This window comes from Kribbella sp. NPDC056345, assembly GCF_042262745.1.
Classification (GTDB): Bacteria; Actinomycetota; Actinomycetes; order Propionibacteriales; family Kribbellaceae; genus Kribbella.
The window spans coordinates 835,999-854,481 of sequence record NZ_JBHJQQ010000002.1 but is presented as its reverse complement, the minus strand read 5'-3'; the positions used below and the strand labels follow the sequence as shown (position 1 = coordinate 854,481).

Sequence of the window (18,483 nt, the reverse complement as noted above, 5' to 3'; positions counted from 1 at the left end):
GGGCTTTGTTTCTATGCGTTTTTCCGTCGATTCGCTGCGGCGGGTGCTGGCTGTGATGTGTGTGTCACTGCTGGTGCCGTTGGTGGCGACAGAGTCGTCGCGGGCCGTGGCCGCGCCGAGTGGTTTCAGCGAGCAGACCGTGTTCACCGGATTGAGCAATCCGACGAACGCGGCCTTCTCGCCCGACGGCCGGGTGTTCGTGGCCGAGAAGAGCGGGCTGATCAAGGTCTTCGACTCGCTCGACGACCCGACGGCGAGTGTGTTCGCCGACCTCCGGACCGAGGTGCACAACTTCTGGGACCGCGGTCTGCTCGGTCTCGCGCTGCATCCCGGCTTCCCGGCGGACCCGCGGATCTATGTGCTGTACACGCACGACGCGCTGATCGGCGGCGAGGCGCCCAAGTGGGGTACGGCGAACGCCGACGACGACCCGTGTCCGTCCCCGCCCGGGCCGACCAGCGACGGTTGTCAGGTGAGCGCGCGGCTCGCCGTCCTCACGCAGACCGGTTCGACGGTTTCCGAGCAGGTGCTGGTCGAGGACTGGTGCCAGGTCTTCCCCAGTCACTCGATCGGCACGATCGAGTTCGGCCCGGACGGCATGCTGTACGCCGGTGGCGGTGACGGCGCGAGCTTCACCTACACCGACTACGGCCAGGATGGCTTCCCCTCCTCGGATGCGACCCCTGACAACGCCTGCGGGGACGGCACCGCACCAGTCGGCGCAACGCTCACCGCGCCGACCGCCGAGGGCGGAGCGCTGCGCTCGCAGGACCTGCGCACCCCCAGTGACCCGACGACGCTGGACGGCTCGATCATCCGCATTAACCCGGACACCGGTCAGGCTGCGGCCGGCAACCCGCTGGCGTCGAGCGCCGATCTGAACGCCCGCCGGATCGTCGCCCAGGGCCTGCGGAACCCGATGCGGTTCACCTTCCGCCCGGGCACCAGCGAGCTCTGGGCCGGCGACGTCGGCTACGCGACCTGGGAGGAGATCAACCGGATCACCGTCCCGACCGCCGGTGTCGCGAACTTCGGCTGGCCCTGTTACGAAGGACCCAACCGCCTCAACTCCTTCGACGCGGCGAACCTGAACATCTGCGAGAGCCTGTACGCCGCCGGCCCGGCCGCGGTCTCCGCGCCGTACTACGCCTACAACCACTCCGCCCACGTCACCCCCACCGAGACCTGTTCGGTCGGCAGCTCGTCGCTGTCCGGACTCGCGTTCTATGCCGGCGGCAACTATCCGGCCGAGTACGACGGCGCCCTGTTCTTCAGCGACTACAGCCGCCGGTGTGTCTGGGCGATGCTCAAGGGCAGCAACGGTCTGCCGGATCCGGCGAACATCGTCCAGTTCGCTTCCGGCTTCGGATCCACCCGCCTTGTCACCGGTCCGGGCGGCGACTTGTTCGCGGTCGACTACGACAACGGCGCGATCAAGCGCTATGTCTACAGCGCAACGAACAACCCACCGACCGCGGTGATCCAATCCGATCGGACCAGCGGCGACGCTCCACTGCTGGTGAAGTTCGACGGCACCGCCTCCAGCGATGCGGACAACGATTCGCTCAGCTATGCCTGGGATCTGGACGGCGACGGCCAGTACGACGACTCCACCGCCGCCGCGCCGCAGTTCACCTATCCCAGCAACGGCCCAAGGACTGTTCGGCTGAAGGTTGCCGACGGCAAGGGCGGTACGGCGACGACGTCGACCCAGATCAACGTCGGCAACACCGCACCGACCGCATCGATCACCTCGCCCGGACCGGCCACCACCTGGAAGGTCGGCGACACGATCTCGTTCTCCGGGTCGGCCAGTGACGCGGAGCAGGGCTCATTGCCCGGTTCCGCGCTGAAGTGGTCGCTGATCATGCATCACTGTCCGAGTGACTGCCACGTGCACCAAATCACCTCGACGAACGGATCGAGCGGCTCGTTCGCCGCACCGGATCACGAATACCCGTCGTACCTGGAACTGAAGCTGACCGCGACGGACGCCGGTGGTCTGACGGACGTGAAGAGCGTGCGGCTGGACCCGAAGACGACCAAGCTCAACTTCGCGACGCAGCCGTCCGGGCTGCAGGTCACCTATCTGGACAAGAAGCTGAAGGCACCGGCGACCGCGACCGCGATCACCGGGTCAGGCGGTTCGCTGTCGGCGGATCCGGTCCAGGTGGTCGGGACCGGTCTGCACAAGTTCGCGTCCTGGTCCGACGGTGGCGCCCGGAACCACAACTTCGTTGCGCCGGACGCGGCCTCGACGTACACGGCGACCTACGTGCCGAAACGCAACCTGGCGCTGAACCGTCCGGTCACCACGTCGAGCGTCTACAGCAACCGACCCGGTTCGCTCGCAGTTGATGGCAAGGGGACCACGTTCTGGTCGAGCAACCGCAGCGATCCGCAGTGGTTGCGGATCGACCTCGGCCGGGTCCAGGTCGTCAACCGTGTGCTGCTGCAGTGGCTCTCGACGTCGTACGCGAAGTCGTACCAGATCCAGGTCCTGGAGAGCGGGCGCACCTGGCGGACGGTCTACTCGACCACCACCGGCGACGGCTACACCGACAGCCTCGGCTTCACCTCGAGCAGAGCTCGCTTCGTGCAGATCAACATCACCGCCAGAGGCGTGGCCGGCAGTTACAACGGCCTGTGGGAGATGGGCGTCTACACCGACGAAGGTGACATCACCGGCCTCGCCGGCAAGTGCGTCGACGTCGACGGCTCCCAAACCGCGGACGGCACAGCAGTCCAGTTCTACTCCTGCAACGGTACGACGGCTCAGCGCTGGCTGGTCCTCGACACCGGAGTCATCCGTTCGTCGCTCGGCAAGTGCCTGGATGCCCGCACCAACGCAGCCGTCCTCTGGACCTGCGACCCCACCACCCCCAGCCAACGCTGGACCCCACGAGCCGACGGCACCCTACTGAACATCCACTCCGGCCTCTGCCTGGAACCCACCAACGCCCAATCCACCGACCGCACCAAACTCATCCTCAACCCCTGCACAGCATCCCCGGCCCAAAAGTTCGCCATGCCTTAAGCACCCGACCAGCCGGTGTTCATCGGTAGGAGCGAGGGTCACGGCATGTTGAGTCGGATTGCTTTGGTGGGGACCGCCGCTTTGACGGCAGCGGCGTTGGTGGCGGGCGGGGCGCAGGCTTATGAGCCTGCGCAGGCCAGGGTGATCGGTACGGCGACGCTGCCGGATCTCGGTCTGGGGGCGTTCTCGAACGCGCTGATCCGGCACTCGGTCGGCAACGATCGCAAGATCGACCTGGGCGGGATCGGTAGTGACATCTACCCGGCCGACCGGCCCGGTGAGTTCTGGACCGTCACCGACCGCGGGCCGAACGGCCAGATCAAGATCGACGGCGCCAACCGTCGGACGTTCCCGGTGCCTGGGTTCGACCCGGCGATCGTCAAGGTGAAGGCCGTCGGCAGCAAGCTTCGGGTCCTGGACGCGATCCCGATCACCACGCGCCACGGCGCACCGGTCACCGGGCTCTCCAATCAGGAGAGCCGTGACGAACTGCCTTACACGTACGACGCCTCCACCCGGCTCGCGGTCAACCCGAACGGGCTGGACACCGAGGGCCTGGTTCGTGCTCACGACGGCACGTTCTGGCTCGTCGACGAGTACGGCCCGTCCCTGGTCCACGTCTCCGCCCGCGGCCGGGTGCTCGCGCGGTACGTGCCGAAGGGCCTGAAGCTGACCGGCGCCGACTACCCGGTGATCGAAGCGCTGCCCTCGATCTTCCTGACCCGCAAGATCAACCGCGGCTTCGAGGGACTGGCCCTGCTGCCCGGCGGTGATCTGGTGCTCGCTCTGCAGAGCCCTCTGCTGAACCCGAGCAAGAAGGTCGGCGAGGCATCCCGCACCACCCGCCTGGTCCGCTTCTCGCCGTACCGGGGCAAAGTCACTGCGGAGTACGTGTACCGGTTCGACCCGGTCGGGGTCGTTGACCCCGGCGAGACCGACACGTCCGCGTTGAAGATCTCCTCGGTGATCGCCGCCGGCCGCGAGACCCTGCTCGTCCAGGAGCGCACCGACAACGCGGCCCGCCTGCACCGCGTCGTACTGCGTGAGCGCGACAACATCCTCGGTACGGCGTGGGACGACACCGCCACCACGCCGTCGCTGGAAGCCCTCGCCGACCCGGCTGCGGCCGGCGTACCGGTCCTTCCCAAGAAGCTCTTCCTCGATCTGAACACGATCGCCGGTGTCCCGAAGAAGATCGAGGGCCTGGCACTCACCTCGAAGCACACCCTCGTGGTGATCAACGACAACGACTTCGGGATGACGGATGGCCCGGCCGCCTTCGACGCGAACGGCGATCTGGTCGACAGCAACGTCGAGACCCAGCTGGTGACGATCCGCCTGATGTGACCTGCGCCACACGCGCAGGTTGTCACACGGAAGGCCGCAGCGGCGTCACGTGGACATGACACTTGATGAGCTGCGGCGAGAGTTCGGTGGGGAGATTGTTGAGGCCGGTTCGGCCGGGTACGACGCGATCAGCGGGACCGTGTTCGCGACCGGCAGCCCGGTCGGCGTGGTGCGGCCGCGGAGTGTGGCGGACGTTCAGGCGGTAGTGCAGTACGCCGTGGCCAGTGGGGTGGCGTTGTCGGTGCGCGGCGGTGGGCACGCGTTCGCGGGATTCGGGACGAACGACGGGGGCGTTGTACTGGATCTCAGCGGGCTCGCCGACGTGGAGCTGCTGGAGGAGCGGCGCGTGCGTATCGGCGGTGGAGCGACCTGGGGGCAGGTTGCTGACGCGTTGGCGCCGCACGGGTTGGCGATTTCGTCAGGTGACACCCGGAGCGTGGGCGTCGGCGGATTGACGTTGAGTGGCGGGATCGGCTGGAAGGTTCGCAAGTACGGTCTGGCGCTGGATCAACTGGTGGCCGCCGAAGTGGTGACTGCCGACGGCGATGTCGTGCTGGCTTCTGCTGATGAGCACCCGGAGCTGTTCTGGGGGTTGCGCGGGGGTGGTGGCAACTTCGGTGTGGTGACGGCGTTCGAGTTCGCCGCGCATCCGACGACCGAGGTGTTCCACGGGAGGATCGCGTTCCCGGCGGCTGAGGCGGCCGCCGTACTGCAGGGGTGGGCGGACTACGTTCGTACGGCGCCTGACGAGCTCACGTCGATCGCGAACTTCGCGAATCCGTTCCTGGGTGGGCCGAACGCACCGGTCGAGATCCAGCTCACCTTCGACGGCGACGACGCCACAGCGGCTGCGGCCGCGATCGACCCGATCCGCCAGCTCGGCACGGTGATCGCGGATGAGGTCGCACTGATGCCGTACGCCGAGACCCTGGTCGTCGGGCAGACACCGCCGCCCGGGATCCAGCTCGTGACCCGAAGCGCCTATGCGGACAAGGAATCCGTGGACGCCGTGCTCCGGATCCTGGCCGAGGCCGGGGCAACGGCGGGTTCGCCGATCATCGCCGTACGGAGTGTCGGCGGTGCGGTGGCTCGTGTTGCTGCCGACGCCACGGCGTACCCGTATCGGCAAGCGGAGTTGATGTTCGTGACAACCACCATCGGACCGCCTCCGGTGATCGAGGCGGCTCGGCCTGTGCTGGATGCCCTCTGGGATCGGCTGGCTCCACACAGCACCGGTGCCTACGCCAACTTCCTGACCTCAGCCACCGACGCGGACGTCGCCGCGGTCTATCCGGCGCAGACCTACCAGCGGCTCGCCGAGGTCAAGCGCGCCTACGACCCCGGCAACCTGTTCCGCGGCAACCACAACGTCCGGCCGGTCAGCTGAGCAGCTTCTCGTAGACGTCCGGGGACCAGCTCGCTGCCGTCTTGGTGACGAGCTTGGCCCCGAGGCGGTCGTAGAACCGATAGCCGGCCTCGTTCTCCAGCCGTAGGCCCCAGCTGATCGGCAACCGGTCCGGCAACGCCAGCCTGGCCAGCTCGAGCATCAACTCACGCCCGATGCCACCGTCGCGGAACTCCGACCGCACATACAGGTCGTCGAGTGCCAACTGGTCCCCGCCGACCCAGAGATACGGCCGCCGGAGCGCGGAGACGTACCCGGCCGGCGTGCTGCCGACCTCGGCCAGCAGCACGACCACCTCCGGACGGGACAGGTAGCCCTGCCAGTCCGGAACGGTGGCCGTCACGTACTGCGCTTGGTCCTGGTAGCCCGCCAGCTCGAGCATCAGCGTGAGCACGAGCTCGGCGTCGGCCGGGACCGCGCGTCGGATCAGTTCAGACACGACTACTCCAGCCAGGTGGTTTCGAAGGTGGGGTTGGCGTGGATGTGCAGGGCCTCGTAGCCGCCCGGCCCGGTGCGGAACTTGTGCGCCGTGTCGGCCGGTACGACGAGGATCTGGCCGGCGTGGGCGACCAGCTCCTGGTCAGCCACGGTGAAGGTCGCGGAACCGCGCCGGATGATGAAGGTCTCGGCGTACGGGTGCAGGTGCAGGCGCGGGCCGACACCTTCCTTGGTGGTGGATTCGAGAATCAGTGACACACCGGCACCGCCTGGTAGCTCGGTGTAGTTCTCTTCCCAGTCGTCCCCGTCGGCCCGGCCGTCGGCGCGATCGATGACGAAGGCACCGGTGTCCGCGATCTCGGTCATGTACCCCTCCTCGGTTGTGTCGGCCACCGTAGCCGCGGCGGAGGTTCTTTCACGAGGCTTTTTCAACAGGCCCGAATGGGTACCGGGGTCTTGACGGGTTGAGCAGACAGCCCGCGGGTGGGGACTCGGGGTGGGGTGCAGGCGCAACGCGCCCCGAGTCCCTTCCGCTTACACCTCGACGACGGTTGCCGCGTGCCGCCGAGCGAGATCGTGGTAGACGGCCGCGTTGTGATCGACGAAAAGTTTCGCCGTTCCCTCCAGCGGAACGATCTTCTTCGCCGGACTTCCCATCGCCACCGATTCGGGCGGGATCACCGCGCCCGGGGTGACGGTCGCACCGGCCGCGACCAGCGTGCGAGCGCCCACCACCGCGCCGTCCAGGACGATCGCGCCGTTGCCGACGAGCGCCTGCTCGCCGATCGTGCAGTCGTGCACCAGGCACAGGTGGCCGACCGTTGCATTGGGCCCGATCTCACAGCCGGTGTGCCCGGCGTGAATCACGGTGTTGTCCTGGATGTTCGCCCCGGCCCGGACGGCGATCGTGGCCAGATCGGCCCGGATCACCACGCCGTACCAGATCGAAGCCCCGGCCTCGACCACGACATCGCCCACCAGCGTGGCCGTCGGCGCCACCCAGGCCTCGGGATGGACAGTCGGGCTCTTACCTTCGAACTCGAACATCGGCATGTGTGCATGCTATGTGTGCCAGCGATACCTGCGTTCCGGGCGGCCTGTCGTGCCGTAGCGGAGGGCAACGACTGCCTGGCCGCGCGTGCAGAAGTACTCGAGGTAGCGGCGGGCGCTGACGCGGGACAGCCCGACCTGTTCGGCACACTCGGCCGCACTCAGGCTGTCGGCAGCCTTCAGCGCGGTGGAGACGAGGTCGGCGGTCTCCTGGCTGAGCCCCTTGGGCAGGCGGTTCGCGGTCGGCCTGGTCGGCGTGAGTACACGGTCGACATCGGCCTGGCTGGTCACCTGCTCGGGCACGCTGGCCCGCTGCCGCGCGTACTGCTGCAACCGCGCTCGCAGATCCTCGAAACCGAAGGGTTTCAGCAGGTAGTTGACGACCCCCTGGCGCACAGCACCCCGTACGGCGTCCGCTTCGCGGGCGGCAGTGATCACGAGGATGTCGCAGTCAGGTTGTGCGGACCGGAGCTGGGCGATCAGATCGATTCCGAACGTGTCCGGGAGATAGAGGTCGAGCAGCACGAGATCCGGCCGGAGTTCGCGGATCGCGGCCAACGCCTGCTCGCCGGAGTTCGCCGTACCGACGACCTCGAAACCGTCCACGCGGTCCACGAACCCGCGGTGGATCCGGGCCACCATGAAGTCGTCGTCGACCACCAGCACTGTGATCATCGCGCGGCCTCCGAAGGCAGTGGTTGGACAGACATCCGGGCGACGAACGCGGCACCGCCGTCGTCCAGGTTGGTGACCGCGACCTCGCCACCGCGGCGCCGGCAGATCAGGCGGATCATCGCCAACCCGATCCCACGCTCCCCCTCAGCCGCGGCCTTGGTGGTGAAGCCGTGGGCGAAGACCTCCTGCGCCAGTTCTGGTGCGACACCTGGCCCGGAGTCGCGGACCTCGATCTCGATACTGGTCGCGTCCTGCCGCAGTTCGACCTCGACCCAGGCAGGCGACAGCGGCGTACCGGACTGGGCCGCGGCATCGACCGCGTTGTCGACCAGGTTGCCGACGACGGTGGCGATATCCGCGGACAGCTCCGGTGCGAGTCGTTGCAGGGTGGTGCGTTCAGAGACGCGGAGCTCGACACGGCGTTCGGCTGCGACTGAGGACTTCGCCATCAGCAGGGCGGCGACCGCGGTGTCGTGGACCCGCCTGGTGACGGTCAGGTCGAGCGATTCGCGGTAGCGGTTCAGGGCGCCGACGTACGAGACGACCTCGTCGTACTCCCCGATCTGGATCAGGCCGGAGATCGTGTGCAGCTGGTTGGCGAACTCGTGGGTCTGCGCGCGCAGCAGCTCGGTCGAACTGCGGAACGAGCCGAGCTCGCGCTCCAGCTGGGCCAGCTCGGTCCGGTCGCGCAACGTGGTGACCGAGCCGAGCGATCGGCCGTCCTTGGCGACATTCATCCGGTTCATCACCAGCACCCGACCCCGCCGTACGACGACTGCGTCGCGCGCGGCATCGCCGTCGTGCTCGCCGGCCAGTACCTCGCGCAGGCGACCCTCGATGCCCAGCTCTTTGAGGCTCCGGCCGACCGCGTCAGTCGGCAGGTCCAGGAGCCGACGCCCAACGTCGTTGACCAGAGTGACGCGCAAATGGGGGTCGAGGGCAACGACTCCCTCGGCGAGCCCGTAGAGCATGGCCTCGCGGTGTTCGGCCAGGCCGACGATCTCGCGCGGTTCGAGGCCGAGCGTCTGGCGCTTGATCCGGCGGGCGAGCAGCCACGAGCCGAGAAGCCCGAGCAGGCAGGCGATTCCGAGATAGATCGCCAGGTACGACGATGCCCCGCGCAACCGTTCGAGTACGGACGGCGAGCGTTCGCCCACCATCACCGTGCCGATCCGGGCCCCGAGCGAACCGTCCGGCCTGTTGTTCGCGTCGGTGCCCTGACTCAGCACCGGCACCTGGGAGACCAGCTCCTGCTCCTCGTCGACCCGCAGCTCACCGGACCAACCGCGACCTTCTGCGACCCGTGGATCACCCATCGTCATCTCGTCGCCGATGGCGGTTGGGTTGGTGGCACCGATAATGCGGCCGTCCACATCCGCCACGGTGATCGAGGTAACGCCCGACTGGGTCAGCGTGGTCTGCAGCAGCGGCGCCAGTACCTCGGCCGGCGCGGGGTGCCGGATCCCGAACCGCAGCGTCTGGCTCCCGGCCAACTGCTCGGCCAGCGCGGTCACCCGCCGCCCCTCGACCCGGTTGAAGGTCGCCGCCGACTGGGCAAGCGAAACCGCGGCGACGGCCACCAGCACCACCACCACGATCGCCAGCTGCAGGACCAGCAGCTGGCCGGCCAGAGTCGGCCGCTTCCCGATTCGCAACGCCACGGCCGCATGATCACCGCTGGAACCCATCGAAAGCCACCCTTCAGCCCCGATCGAGTCGTGACCACAATGAACTCAACCACCGCTGCAACCACAACACAGACGCCGTACCGCCCCAGCCAGCACCATCTCGAACAGATCCCCTGTGTGATTGGAGTCCTGATGAGGTCGAAGGTTTGGGTGGCGGCGGCAACTGTGGCCGCGCTGGTGGGTACGGCGGGTTGTGGGGCCACGGCGGAGAAGAAGGACTCGGCGGCGCCTGGGGGTGGGAAGCCGGTGAGTGGGTTGCGGTTGATGGTGCCGAATACGGCGGGTGGTGGTTACGACACGACGGCTCGGGTCGCGGCCAAGGTGATGGACGACGCGAAGATCGCGTCCGGGACCCAGGTGTTCAACCTGCCCGGCGCGGGCGGGACGGTCGGTCTGCAGCGGACCGTGAACGAGAAGGGCAACGGGAAGCTCGCGCTGCAGATGGGGCTCGGCGTAGTCGGAGCGACGTACACGTCGAAGTCGAAGGCGACGCTGGCCCAGACGACTCCGCTGGCCAAGCTGATCGAGGAGGCCGGGGCGATCGTGGTCCCGAAGAACTCGCCGTACCAGACGATCGGTGACCTGGTCGCGGCCTGGAAGGCGAACCCGAAGGGGCTCGCGGTCGGCGGCGGATCGTCACCCGGCGGACCCGATCACCTGCTGCCGATGCAGCTCGCGCAGGCGGTCGGGATCGATCCCAAGCAGGTCAACTACATCTCGTACGACGGCGGCGGCGAACTGCTCCCTGCCTTGCTGGGCAGCAAGATCGCCTTCGGGGCCAGCGGATTCGGTGAGTTCCTGGATCAGGTGGAGAGCGGTCAGGTTCGGGTCCTCGCGGTGACCAGCGAGCAGCCGGTCGCGGCGTTGAAGGACGTGCCGACGCTCAAGGGATCCGGGATCGACCTGGTCTTCACCAACTGGCGCGGGATCGTCGCGCCGCCGGAGATCAGTGCCGCGGACAAGCAGGTCTGGATCGATGCGCTGACCCGCATGCACGACTCAGCGGAGTGGAAGGCCGAGCTGACCAAGCACGGCTGGACGGATGCGTTCGTTGCCGGTGACGCGTTCGGCACCTTCCTGACCGAGCAGGACAAGGCGGTTGCCGACGTCCTGACCAAGCTGGGCCTGGCGGCATGACGGTGGTCGAGACTCCTCCGATCGAGGCTCGACGGGACAAAGCGCAGTACGGCGTCTGTGGGTTCCTGGCGCTGGTCGGCGGCCTGGTGATCGTCGACGCGCTGGGGATCCAGCACATTGCCAACAGCAACGATCCGATCGGGCCGAAGCCGGTACCCATCGTGCTCGGCGTACTGCTGCTGGTGATCGCGGTCCTGTACGCCGTCGACGTCGCGCGGGGCGGTACCGGTGAGGCGGAGGGCGGTGAGGATGTCGATCCGACCTCCGCGGTGGACTGGAAGACCGTGCTCCTGCTGATTGCGGCGTTCGTGGTGAACCTGGTCCTGATCGAACCGGCCGGCTGGGTGATCAGCGGAGCGGTGCTGTTCTGGGGTTCGGCGTACGCGCTCGGTAGTCGGCATTATCTGCGGAACCTGCTGATCGCGGTTGCGTTGTCGTTGGCCACGTTCTACCTGTTCGCGATCGGGCTCGGCGTGAACCTGCCGGCCGGCGTACTGCAAGGGATCCTGTGATGGGTAACCTCTCGAATCTGCTCGCCGGGTTCGGCGATGTGCTGACGCCTCTGAACCTGCTGCTTGCGCTGCTCGGCGTGACGGTCGGTACGGCGGTCGGCGTACTGCCAGGGATCGGGCCGGCGATGACGGTCGCGCTGTTGCTGCCGATCACCTATGGGTTGGAGCCGGTGCAGGCGTTCATCCTGTTCGCCGGGATCTTCTACGGCGGGATGTATGGCGGTTCGACGACTTCGATCCTGCTGAATACACCGGGTGAGTCGGCGTCGGTGGTGACGGCGATCGAGGGCAACAAGATGGCCCGGAGTGGTCGAGCCGCGCAGGCGCTGGCGACCGCGGCGATCGGGTCATTCGTGGCCGGGACGATCGGGACGCTGCTGCTCGCGCTGGTCGCGCCGCAGGTGGTGAAGTTTGCGATCAGTCTGGGTGCACCGGACTACTTTGCGATCATGCTGCTGGCGTTCGCCGGGGCGACGTCGGTGCTGGGGTCGTCGCGGATCCGCGGGTTCGCGGCGTTGCTGCTCGGGCTGGTGATCGGGCTGGTCGGGATCGACAAGGTGACCGGGCAGGAGCGGCTGACGTTCGGTATCCCACAGCTTGCCGATGGCATCGATGTGGTGGTGGTTGCCGTTGGCATCTTCGCGGTCGGCGAGGCGTTGTGGGTGGCTGCGCACTTGCGTCGTACGCCGGGGACCGTGATCCCGGTCGGTCGGCCGTGGATGGGCCGGTCGGACTGGCGGCGGTCGTGGAAGCCTTGGTTGCGGGGGACGGCGTTCGGGTTCCCGATCGGGGCGTTGCCTGCTGGTGGGGCGGAGATTCCGACGTTCCTGTCATATGCGACCGAGAAGAGATTGTCGAAGCATCCGGAGGAGTTCGGGCACGGGGCGATCGAGGGTGTCGCGGGACCGGAGGCGGCCAACAACGCATCCGCGGCCGGGACGCTGGTGCCGATGCTGGCACTTGGGTTGCCGACCAATGCGACTGCCGCGGTGATGCTCGCCGCGTTCACGTCGTACGGGATTCAGCCGGGCCCGTTGCTGTTCGAGCGCGAGTCGCGACTGGTCTGGGCACTGATCGCCAGCCTGTTCATCGGCAACCTGATGCTGCTCCTCCTCAACCTGCCCCTGGCGCCGGCATGGGCGAAGCTCCTGCAGATCCCCCGCCCCTACCTCTACGCAGGCATCATCTTCTTCGCCTCAATGGGCGCCTACGCCGTCAACGCCCAACCGCTGGACCTTCTACTGCTTCTGTTGCTGGGCCTCCTCGGCTTCGCCATGCGCCGCTTCGGCCTGCCGGTCCTCCCCCTGATCATCGGCGTCATCCTCGGCCCCATCGCCGAACGCCAGGCCCGGATGTCCCTGCAGCTGTCGAACGGCGAACTCCACGGCCTCATCGGCGGCCCGGTCTCCTACGTCATCTACGCCGTTCTCCTCGTCCTCCTGGGCTGGCCGCTGATCTCGAAATACATGACCAAACGTGTCACCCATTCAGCCTCAAACTGACGCCATGATCATCGAAAGGGCCTGGCTGGCAGTCGTCTCGGCCGAACACACCCACCGCGCAGTGGCAGGCGGCTTCGTCCAGCTCAACCACGGCAGACGCCCCGGCGTAGCCCGCCTGCACCGAGGCGACGGCTTCGTCATCTACTCCCCCACCGACCAGTACGGCACCAAAACCCCACTCCGAGCCTTCACCGCCCTAGGCATCGTCGCCGACGACACCCCCTACCAAGCCGCCCCCATGTCCATGGGCTCCCGCGGCACCATCGCCCCCTGGCGCCGAACCATCACCTTCCAAGAAGTCACCCCACTCCCCCTTACCCACATCACCGCCAATCTCGACCTCACCACCCAACCGAACTGGGGCTACCAACTACGCCGAGGCCTGGTCCCCCTCACCCGCGCAGACTTCGCCACCCTCCAACAGGCCATGACCACAAGCACGAAGGACAGGACGTAGACAGGTACGCATACCCGCGCGCCCGCCTGAGCCGGTCGCGCGGGGCGTCGATTCCACCGACACCTCCTGTCGTTCGTGCACCATTGGGCACGATCTGGTCTCGGTGGAAAGTGGGGCCAACCGAAGCGTTGGAAGGTGCGTCTCAGATCGCGTCAGGCCAACTGGGGCCGCGTGAGGGAGGGACTTGTGATGAAGAAGAGCGTGGTTGGGCGGATGCTGGCTGGGGCCTTGGCGGCGGGGGTTGCTGCTGTGGTTGCGGGGGCGGGGGCCAGTAGTGCGGCGGCGCCTAGCTACGGGTACAAGTGCTGGGGGACCTCGAAGGACCACTGCAACGTGGCGTTGCAGGCGCCGAAGGGGTGGAAGTTCACGCAGATCGACCGGTTCGAGGCGAAGTTCACGCATGGGTCGAACGAGATGCTGCGGGTGGACGGGATCTACTCGAAGGTGAGCCCGAAGGCTCAGGTTGCGCGGAAGACTGCTGCGCTGAAGAAGGTGCCGGGGCTGAAGATTCTGTCGCAGTCCCACGGGGTCGCGCTTTCGACGGTTCCGTGGAACGCCAAGAAGGTTGTGTTCTACGACGTGAAGTACACCTACCGCGACGGCGCCCGCGGGCAGCGCGTGGTCACCACCCGGTACGCCGACACGCTCGACGGCGGCAACCGGGCGTACCTCGAGCTGACCGTGGGTGGGCGGTTGCAGGACCAGGCGACCCTCGACCAGGTGCTGACCAAGGCGACACAGACGGTCACGCTTGTCGGTTGAGGGCGATAGCTTCAGGTCATGAAGCTGATCGGGGACGACGTACCGGTCGCCGCGGCTCGACGGATCGCGCTGGGGGCGCAGGGGTTCGCGGGCGGGCGGCCGGTAGGTCGCATCGACGTACGGCGGATGCGGTCGGCGATCGGGGACGCCGGGGTGCTGCAGGTCGATGCGGTGAATGTGTTGACGCGGGCGCACTACCTGCCGCTGTTCTCGCGGTTGGGCAACTATTCGCGGGACCGGCTGGATCAGTTGAGCTGGGGGCCGAAGGCGGAGCTGTTCGAGTTCTTCTGGGCACACAAGGCGGCGTTGCTGCCGGTGGAGTACTTCCCGCTGCTGAAGCACCGCATGCAGGCCGCCAGGCAGCAGGACTGGGATACCGAGCTCGCGCCGGAGATCACCGCGCCCTGGTCGGTGGTGGTCGGGATGCGACGGTTGCGGGCCGAGCGGCCCGGGTTCGTCGAACGGGTGCTGGCGACGATCACCGAGCAGGGACCGCTGACGGCCGGGCAGATCAGTCCGGACGATGTACGCCGGAAGCGCAGCGACCCCGATCCCGACCCGACCACGGGTTCGATGTGGAACTGGCAGGACGCCAAGATCGCGGTCGAGTACCTGTTTTGCGCCGGTCTGGTGAGCATCGCCGGCCGGCGGAACTTCGAACGGCTCTACGACCTCACCGAGCGGGTGCTACCGGCCGCCGTACTGGCTGCGCCGGAGCCTGATGATCCCCAACGGGAGCTCGTCAAGATCGCCGCCCGCGGGATCGGCATCGGCACCGCTGCCGACCTCTGCGGCGCGCGCGGACACTACAAGCTGCCAACAGCCACCGCCCGCCGGATCGTCACGGAGCTGGTCGAAACCGGTGAACTCATCCCGGTAAAAGTCGAGGGCATCCCCAAGCAGAGCTACCGCTGGCACGAGACCGTGGATCGTCCGGTCGACGCCCGCGCCCTGCTGTCGCCGTTCGATCCCCTGATCTGGAACCGCGACCGCACCCACCAGTATTTCGACTTCTTCTACCGGATCAGCATCTATACCCCAGCAGCCGATCGCATCCACGGGTACTACGTGCTCCCGTTCCTGCTCGGCGACAACCTGGTCGCGCGCATCGACCTCAAGGCCGACCGATCCACCTCCACCCTCGTCGTCCCCACCATCACCCCCGAGCCCGGCGCCCCGGACCTCGCCGAGCCGCTGCTCGCCGAGCTCCGGTTGATGGCCGGCTGGCTGGGCCTCACCAACCTCCGCATCACCGCCACCAGCCCCCTCGGCCGTTCTCTGGCGTCAGCGGACTGAGCGGACCTTGCTCACCAGTACGCCGGCCAGGGCGGTGACGACTGCGGAGAGCAGGTAGAGGACCGGGTAGCCGCCGAGGTGTTTGACGATCGGGGCTGCGATCAGCGGGGCGATCACCTGGGGCAGGGAGTTGGCGATGTTGATGACGCCCAGGTCTTTGGCTCGGTCCTTGGCGTTGGGGAGGACTTCGGTGATGAGGGCGAAGTCGACTGAGAGATAGACGCCGAAGCCGATGCCCAGGACGATTGCGCCGAGGATGGCGCCGGGCCAGGTGGGCCAGACGGCGAGGATGATGCCGGCGAGTGCCATCACCAGGCCGGAGCCGATGACGAAGATCTTGCGTCGGCCGATGCGGTCCGACCAGCCGCCGAAGGCGATGGCGGTGGTGAGGACACAGACGCTGTAGATCGCGGTGAGGATCAGTACGGCGGTGGTGGCGTCGGCGACGCCGACCTCATCCTGCAGGTAGAAGAACAGGTAGAGCAGGCCGAGCGAGTTCCCCACGTTGAACAGGAAGCGCGTCAGCCAGGCCCAGCCGAAGTCCGGATAGCGCCGCGGGCTGACCCAGAAGCCGCGCAGGAACTCGCGCAGCACGAACGGCGGTGGCTGCACGGCGAGCGGGGTGTCGTGCGCGCGCAGCACGTACGGTACGACGGAGAGCGCGAGGAAGGCCGCACAGGCGACGTACCCGAGACCGATGCCGCCGGCAATCGTCACGAGCGCGGTCCCGACCAGCGCGCCGAGCACCTGGGCGATCGCGACCCAGCCGCCGACGAGCCCGCGCTGGTCGACCGGCACCCGGTCGGGCACGGTCGCGGTCTGTGCGGCCAGTACGGCGTTGCCGAACAACTGCACGAGGCACCAGCCGACCAGCATCAGCGCGATGCCCCGAGCACCGGCCAGCACCAGCAGCCCGGCCGCACCTCCGATCGCACCGCCGAGCGTCCACGGGACCCGGCGACCGAAGCGCGACGTGGTGCGATCCGAGACCGCACCGAAGATCGGTGTCGCGATCACCGAGACCGCCGCACCGACTCCGGTCACCAGCCCGAAGACAAACTCTTTGTTGCCTGGCGCAACTGCTTCCGACTGCTTGGCGAGCAGCACCTGGATCGGACCGAACCAGGCCGCGAACACCCCGACGTTCGCGAGCACGACAGCGGCGGTCCACCCGGCCCGAACCCGCTCAGTGGGCTCGGTGAGAGCCGTCATTCGCGATTCTGCGCGATCACGTCGTGCAACCAGTGGTACGACGCCTTGGGCGTCCGCTCGAGCGTTGCGAAGTCGACGTGTACGAGCCCGAACCGCTGTGAGTACCCGGCCGCCCACTCGAAGTTGTCCATCAGCGACCACTGGAAGTAGCCGCGGACGTCGACCCCGTCATCGATTGCCGACCGCAACGACCGCAGATACCCGTCCAGGTAAGCGATCCGCCGCTGGTCGTCGACCACACCGTCGACCGGTACGTCGTTGATCGCGCACCCGTTCTCGGTGATGTAGATCGGTGGCAGGCCATCGCCGTACCGATCCTTGAAGGTCCGCAGGATCTCACCGAACGCGTCCGGCACGATCGGCCAGCCGAAGTCGGTCCGCTCGTACCCCTCCAGCGCCCGCGGCTCGAACGGCAGCCCCGGCGGCAGCGGGATCCCGTCGGTCGCGCCGACATCCGCCTGCCCGGTCGCCGCGCCGACCGAGACCGGCGCGTAGTGGTTGATCCCGAACCAGTCGACCGGTGTCGAGATCACCTTCAGGTCGTCCTCGACCGGCCCTGGCATCGCGGCCTCGTAGCCGGCCGGGTACTTCCCGAGCAGCACCGGATCGGCGAACAACCAGTTGATCAGGTTGTCGTACAGCCCAGCGGCCTCGACATCTTCGGCGCTGTCACTGGCCGCCCAGGTCGGCGCATGGTTGCTGGCGATCCCGATGTTGAGCCCGCCACCCGCCCGCAAAGCCTGTACGGCGCGACCGTGCGCCAGCAGCTGGTGATGCGCGACCGGGAGCGCGTCGAACATCAGCTCCTTGCCCGGGGCATGTGCGCCGAGCGAGTAGCCCATCAGCGTGAGCACCATCGGCTCGTTGATCGTGATCCACATCGGCACCCGGTCCGCGAACCGCCCGGCCAGCACCGACGCATAGTCGGCGAACCGCTCGGTGATGTCACGCGACAGCCAGCCGCCGGCGTCCTCGAGCGGCTGCGGGGTGTCCCAGTGGTACAGCGTCGGCGCGGGGTTGATCCCCGCACCGAGCAGCGTGTCGATCAGCCGGTCGTAGAAGTCCAGGCCGGCCGCGTTCCCCGGTCCGGTCCCGTCCGGCTGGATCCGCGGCCAGGAGAACGAGAACCGGTAGGTGTCGATCCCGAGCTCACGCATCAGCGCGACATCCTCGGCGTACCGGTGGTAGTGGTCGCAGGCGACCGCCCCGGTCTCGCCGTTCAGGACCTTGCCGGGCTCGGCGCAGAACGTGTCCCAGGTCGAAGGACCGCGGCCACCCTCGGCCACGGCCCCTTCGATCTGGTACGCCGAGGTGGAGACACCCCAGCGGAATCCGGGCGGGAAAAAGAGATCAGCTGTCACTCATATCATCCTCGTCGTCGGGCTTGGCGGCCGGCTCGACCTTGTGCACGACCACCGCCGTGCCGTAGGCCGCGACCTCGCTCATGGTCTGCGCGATCTCGGTGCAGTCGAACCGCATCGCGAGGATCGCGTTGGCGCCCATCTGCTGCGCCATCTGGCACATCCGCATCACGGCGACGTGCCGCGACTCGGCCAGCATCTGGGTGTACTCCGGAACTTCACCGCCACCCAGCGACCGGAAGCTGGCGGTGAAGTTCGAGCCGAAGTCGCGGCTCCGCACGGTCAGCCCGAAGACCTCGCCGAACACCTTGTCCGCGACGTACCCGGGCAGGTCGTTCATGGTCGAGACCAGCACCGGGTACGGCGAGCCCTGCGGCGCGACGTGCGGAGCGTTCTGCTGGGCCGGCGGGTAGTTGCCCGGCGCCTGCCCGTACCCCGGACCCGGCTGCCCGTACCCCTGCGGCGGCGGCCCCTGCTGGTACCCCGGCGGCGGCGGCTGGTAGCCGGGCGGGGGTCCCTGCTGGTAACCGCCGCCCTGCTGCGGCGGAGGGAAGGGCTGGTTCGGGTTCGGAGGATAGTTCTGCGTCATGCACTCATCCTGACA

General features: G+C 67.7%; 17 protein-coding genes. 9 read left to right on the top strand and 8 right to left on the bottom strand.

Annotated elements, in window-relative coordinates:
• Window positions 1-13: 13 nt before the first annotated feature.
• From ACFCV3_RS09755 to ACFCV3_RS09745, 3 genes are read left to right on the top strand one after another with little or no spacing between them, the layout of a single operon-like run.
• On the top strand, window positions 14-3,037 hold the full coding sequence (locus ACFCV3_RS09755; RefSeq protein WP_376028121.1) for a PQQ-dependent sugar dehydrogenase: 3,024 nt from the start codon (window positions 14-16) through the stop codon (window positions 3,035-3,037).
• 45 nt (window positions 3,038-3,082) lie between these two features.
• Window positions 3,083-4,384, top strand: coding sequence for an esterase-like activity of phytase family protein (locus ACFCV3_RS09750; protein ID WP_376028120.1), 1,302 nt, complete (start codon window positions 3,083-3,085; stop codon window positions 4,382-4,384).
• Window positions 4,385-4,439: 55 nt separating this feature from the next.
• Window positions 4,440-5,771 (top strand): FAD-binding oxidoreductase, encoded by a 1,332-nt coding sequence (locus tag ACFCV3_RS09745; protein ID WP_376028117.1) that lies wholly within the window; start codon window positions 4,440-4,442, stop codon window positions 5,769-5,771.
• On the opposite strand, the gene ACFCV3_RS09740 is transcribed toward ACFCV3_RS09745, so the two are convergent.
• From ACFCV3_RS09740 to ACFCV3_RS09720, 5 genes are all read right to left on the bottom strand, one after another.
• Entirely contained in the window at window positions 5,764-6,228 is a 465-nt protein-coding gene (locus ACFCV3_RS09740) for a GNAT family N-acetyltransferase (protein ID WP_376028115.1), read from the bottom strand. The two genes, ACFCV3_RS09745 and ACFCV3_RS09740, sit on opposite strands and share 8 nt — an antisense overlap.
• A gap of 2 nt (window positions 6,229-6,230) precedes the next feature.
• A complete protein-coding gene (locus ACFCV3_RS09735; RefSeq protein ID WP_376028114.1) occupies window positions 6,231-6,593 on the bottom strand; it encodes a cupin domain-containing protein in 363 nt (120 codons plus the stop codon).
• A 168-nt stretch (window positions 6,594-6,761) separates the two neighbouring features.
• Entirely contained in the window at window positions 6,762-7,280 is a 519-nt protein-coding gene (locus ACFCV3_RS09730; RefSeq protein WP_376028111.1) for a gamma carbonic anhydrase family protein, read from the bottom strand.
• Between the two features lie 9 nt (window positions 7,281-7,289).
• A complete protein-coding gene (locus ACFCV3_RS09725) occupies window positions 7,290-7,952 on the bottom strand; it encodes a response regulator (RefSeq protein ID WP_376028108.1) in 663 nt (220 codons plus the stop codon).
• Entirely contained in the window at window positions 7,949-9,613 is a 1,665-nt protein-coding gene (locus tag ACFCV3_RS09720) for an ATP-binding protein (protein ID WP_376028106.1), read from the bottom strand. The genes ACFCV3_RS09725 and ACFCV3_RS09720 overlap by 4 nt, the downstream gene beginning before the upstream one ends.
• A 159-nt stretch (window positions 9,614-9,772) precedes the next feature.
• Between ACFCV3_RS09720 and ACFCV3_RS09715 the strand changes: the two genes are divergently transcribed.
• The 6 genes from ACFCV3_RS09715 to ACFCV3_RS09690 all read left to right on the top strand — a co-directional run bounded on the left by ACFCV3_RS09715 (window position 9,773) and on the right by ACFCV3_RS09690 (window position 15,306).
• Entirely contained in the window at window positions 9,773-10,777 is a 1,005-nt protein-coding gene (locus tag ACFCV3_RS09715; RefSeq protein ID WP_376028104.1) for a Bug family tripartite tricarboxylate transporter substrate binding protein, read from the top strand.
• A complete protein-coding gene (locus ACFCV3_RS09710; protein WP_376028102.1) occupies window positions 10,774-11,289 on the top strand; it encodes a tripartite tricarboxylate transporter TctB family protein in 516 nt (171 codons plus the stop codon). The genes ACFCV3_RS09715 and ACFCV3_RS09710 overlap by 4 nt, the downstream gene beginning before the upstream one ends.
• Window positions 11,289-12,791 (top strand): tripartite tricarboxylate transporter permease, encoded by a 1,503-nt coding sequence (locus ACFCV3_RS09705; protein WP_376028099.1) that lies wholly within the window; start codon window positions 11,289-11,291, stop codon window positions 12,789-12,791. The genes ACFCV3_RS09710 and ACFCV3_RS09705 overlap by 1 nt, the downstream gene beginning before the upstream one ends.
• Window positions 12,792-12,795: 4 nt before the next feature.
• Complete coding sequence (locus tag ACFCV3_RS09700; protein ID WP_376028097.1) at window positions 12,796-13,248, top strand: EVE domain-containing protein; 453 nt, start codon at window positions 12,796-12,798, stop codon at window positions 13,246-13,248.
• 189 nt (window positions 13,249-13,437) lie between these two features.
• Window positions 13,438-14,010, top strand: a complete 573-nt coding sequence (locus ACFCV3_RS09695) for a hypothetical protein (RefSeq protein ID WP_376028095.1) — start codon at window positions 13,438-13,440, stop codon at window positions 14,008-14,010.
• An 18-nt stretch (window positions 14,011-14,028) separates the two neighbouring features.
• Window positions 14,029-15,306 (top strand): winged helix-turn-helix domain-containing protein, encoded by a 1,278-nt coding sequence (locus ACFCV3_RS09690; RefSeq protein ID WP_376028093.1) that lies wholly within the window; start codon window positions 14,029-14,031, stop codon window positions 15,304-15,306.
• Here ACFCV3_RS09690 and ACFCV3_RS09685 read toward each other — a convergent pair.
• The 3 genes from ACFCV3_RS09685 to ACFCV3_RS09675 are packed head-to-tail and all read right to left on the bottom strand — an operon-like array spanning window position 15,295 to window position 18,468.
• A complete protein-coding gene (locus ACFCV3_RS09685) occupies window positions 15,295-16,518 on the bottom strand; it encodes an MFS transporter (RefSeq protein ID WP_376028092.1) in 1,224 nt (407 codons plus the stop codon). The genes ACFCV3_RS09690 and ACFCV3_RS09685 overlap by 12 nt on opposite strands.
• Window positions 16,515-17,879, bottom strand: a complete 1,365-nt coding sequence (locus ACFCV3_RS09680; protein WP_376028089.1) for a GH1 family beta-glucosidase — start codon at window positions 17,877-17,879, stop codon at window positions 16,515-16,517. The genes ACFCV3_RS09685 and ACFCV3_RS09680 overlap by 4 nt, the downstream gene beginning before the upstream one ends.
• A complete protein-coding gene (locus ACFCV3_RS09675) occupies window positions 17,869-18,468 on the bottom strand; it encodes a YbjQ family protein (RefSeq protein WP_376028088.1) in 600 nt (199 codons plus the stop codon). Before ACFCV3_RS09675 ends, ACFCV3_RS09680 begins: the two co-directional genes overlap by 11 nt.
• Window positions 18,469-18,483: the final 15 nt, after the last annotated feature.

Bases quoted from the DNA above. Each gene is read 5' to 3' on its own strand.
- ACFCV3_RS09755 (WP_376028121.1), top strand. From the start codon at position 14: ATGCGTTTTTCCGTCGATTCGCTGCGGCGGGTGCTGGCTGTGATGTGT.
- ACFCV3_RS09750 (WP_376028120.1), top strand. From the start codon at position 3,083: ATGTTGAGTCGGATTGCTTTGGTGGGGACCGCCGCTTTGACGGCAGCG.
- ACFCV3_RS09745 (WP_376028117.1), top strand. From the start codon at position 4,440: ATGACACTTGATGAGCTGCGGCGAGAGTTCGGTGGGGAGATTGTTGAG.
- ACFCV3_RS09735 (WP_376028114.1), bottom strand. From the start codon at position 6,593: ATGACCGAGATCGCGGACACCGGTGCCTTCGTCATCGATCGCGCCGAC.
- ACFCV3_RS09730 (WP_376028111.1), bottom strand. From the start codon at position 7,280: ATGCCGATGTTCGAGTTCGAAGGTAAGAGCCCGACTGTCCATCCCGAG.
- ACFCV3_RS09725 (WP_376028108.1), bottom strand. From the start codon at position 7,952: ATGATCACAGTGCTGGTGGTCGACGACGACTTCATGGTGGCCCGGATC.
- ACFCV3_RS09715 (WP_376028104.1), top strand. From the start codon at position 9,773: ATGAGGTCGAAGGTTTGGGTGGCGGCGGCAACTGTGGCCGCGCTGGTG.
- ACFCV3_RS09710 (WP_376028102.1), top strand. From the start codon at position 10,774: ATGACGGTGGTCGAGACTCCTCCGATCGAGGCTCGACGGGACAAAGCG.
- ACFCV3_RS09705 (WP_376028099.1), top strand. From the start codon at position 11,289: ATGGGTAACCTCTCGAATCTGCTCGCCGGGTTCGGCGATGTGCTGACG.
- ACFCV3_RS09700 (WP_376028097.1), top strand. From the start codon at position 12,796: ATGATCATCGAAAGGGCCTGGCTGGCAGTCGTCTCGGCCGAACACACC.
- ACFCV3_RS09695 (WP_376028095.1), top strand. From the start codon at position 13,438: ATGAAGAAGAGCGTGGTTGGGCGGATGCTGGCTGGGGCCTTGGCGGCG.
- ACFCV3_RS09690 (WP_376028093.1), top strand. From the start codon at position 14,029: ATGAAGCTGATCGGGGACGACGTACCGGTCGCCGCGGCTCGACGGATC.
- ACFCV3_RS09685 (WP_376028092.1), bottom strand. From the start codon at position 16,518: ATGACGGCTCTCACCGAGCCCACTGAGCGGGTTCGGGCCGGGTGGACC.
- ACFCV3_RS09675 (WP_376028088.1), bottom strand. From the start codon at position 18,468: ATGACGCAGAACTATCCTCCGAACCCGAACCAGCCCTTCCCTCCGCCG.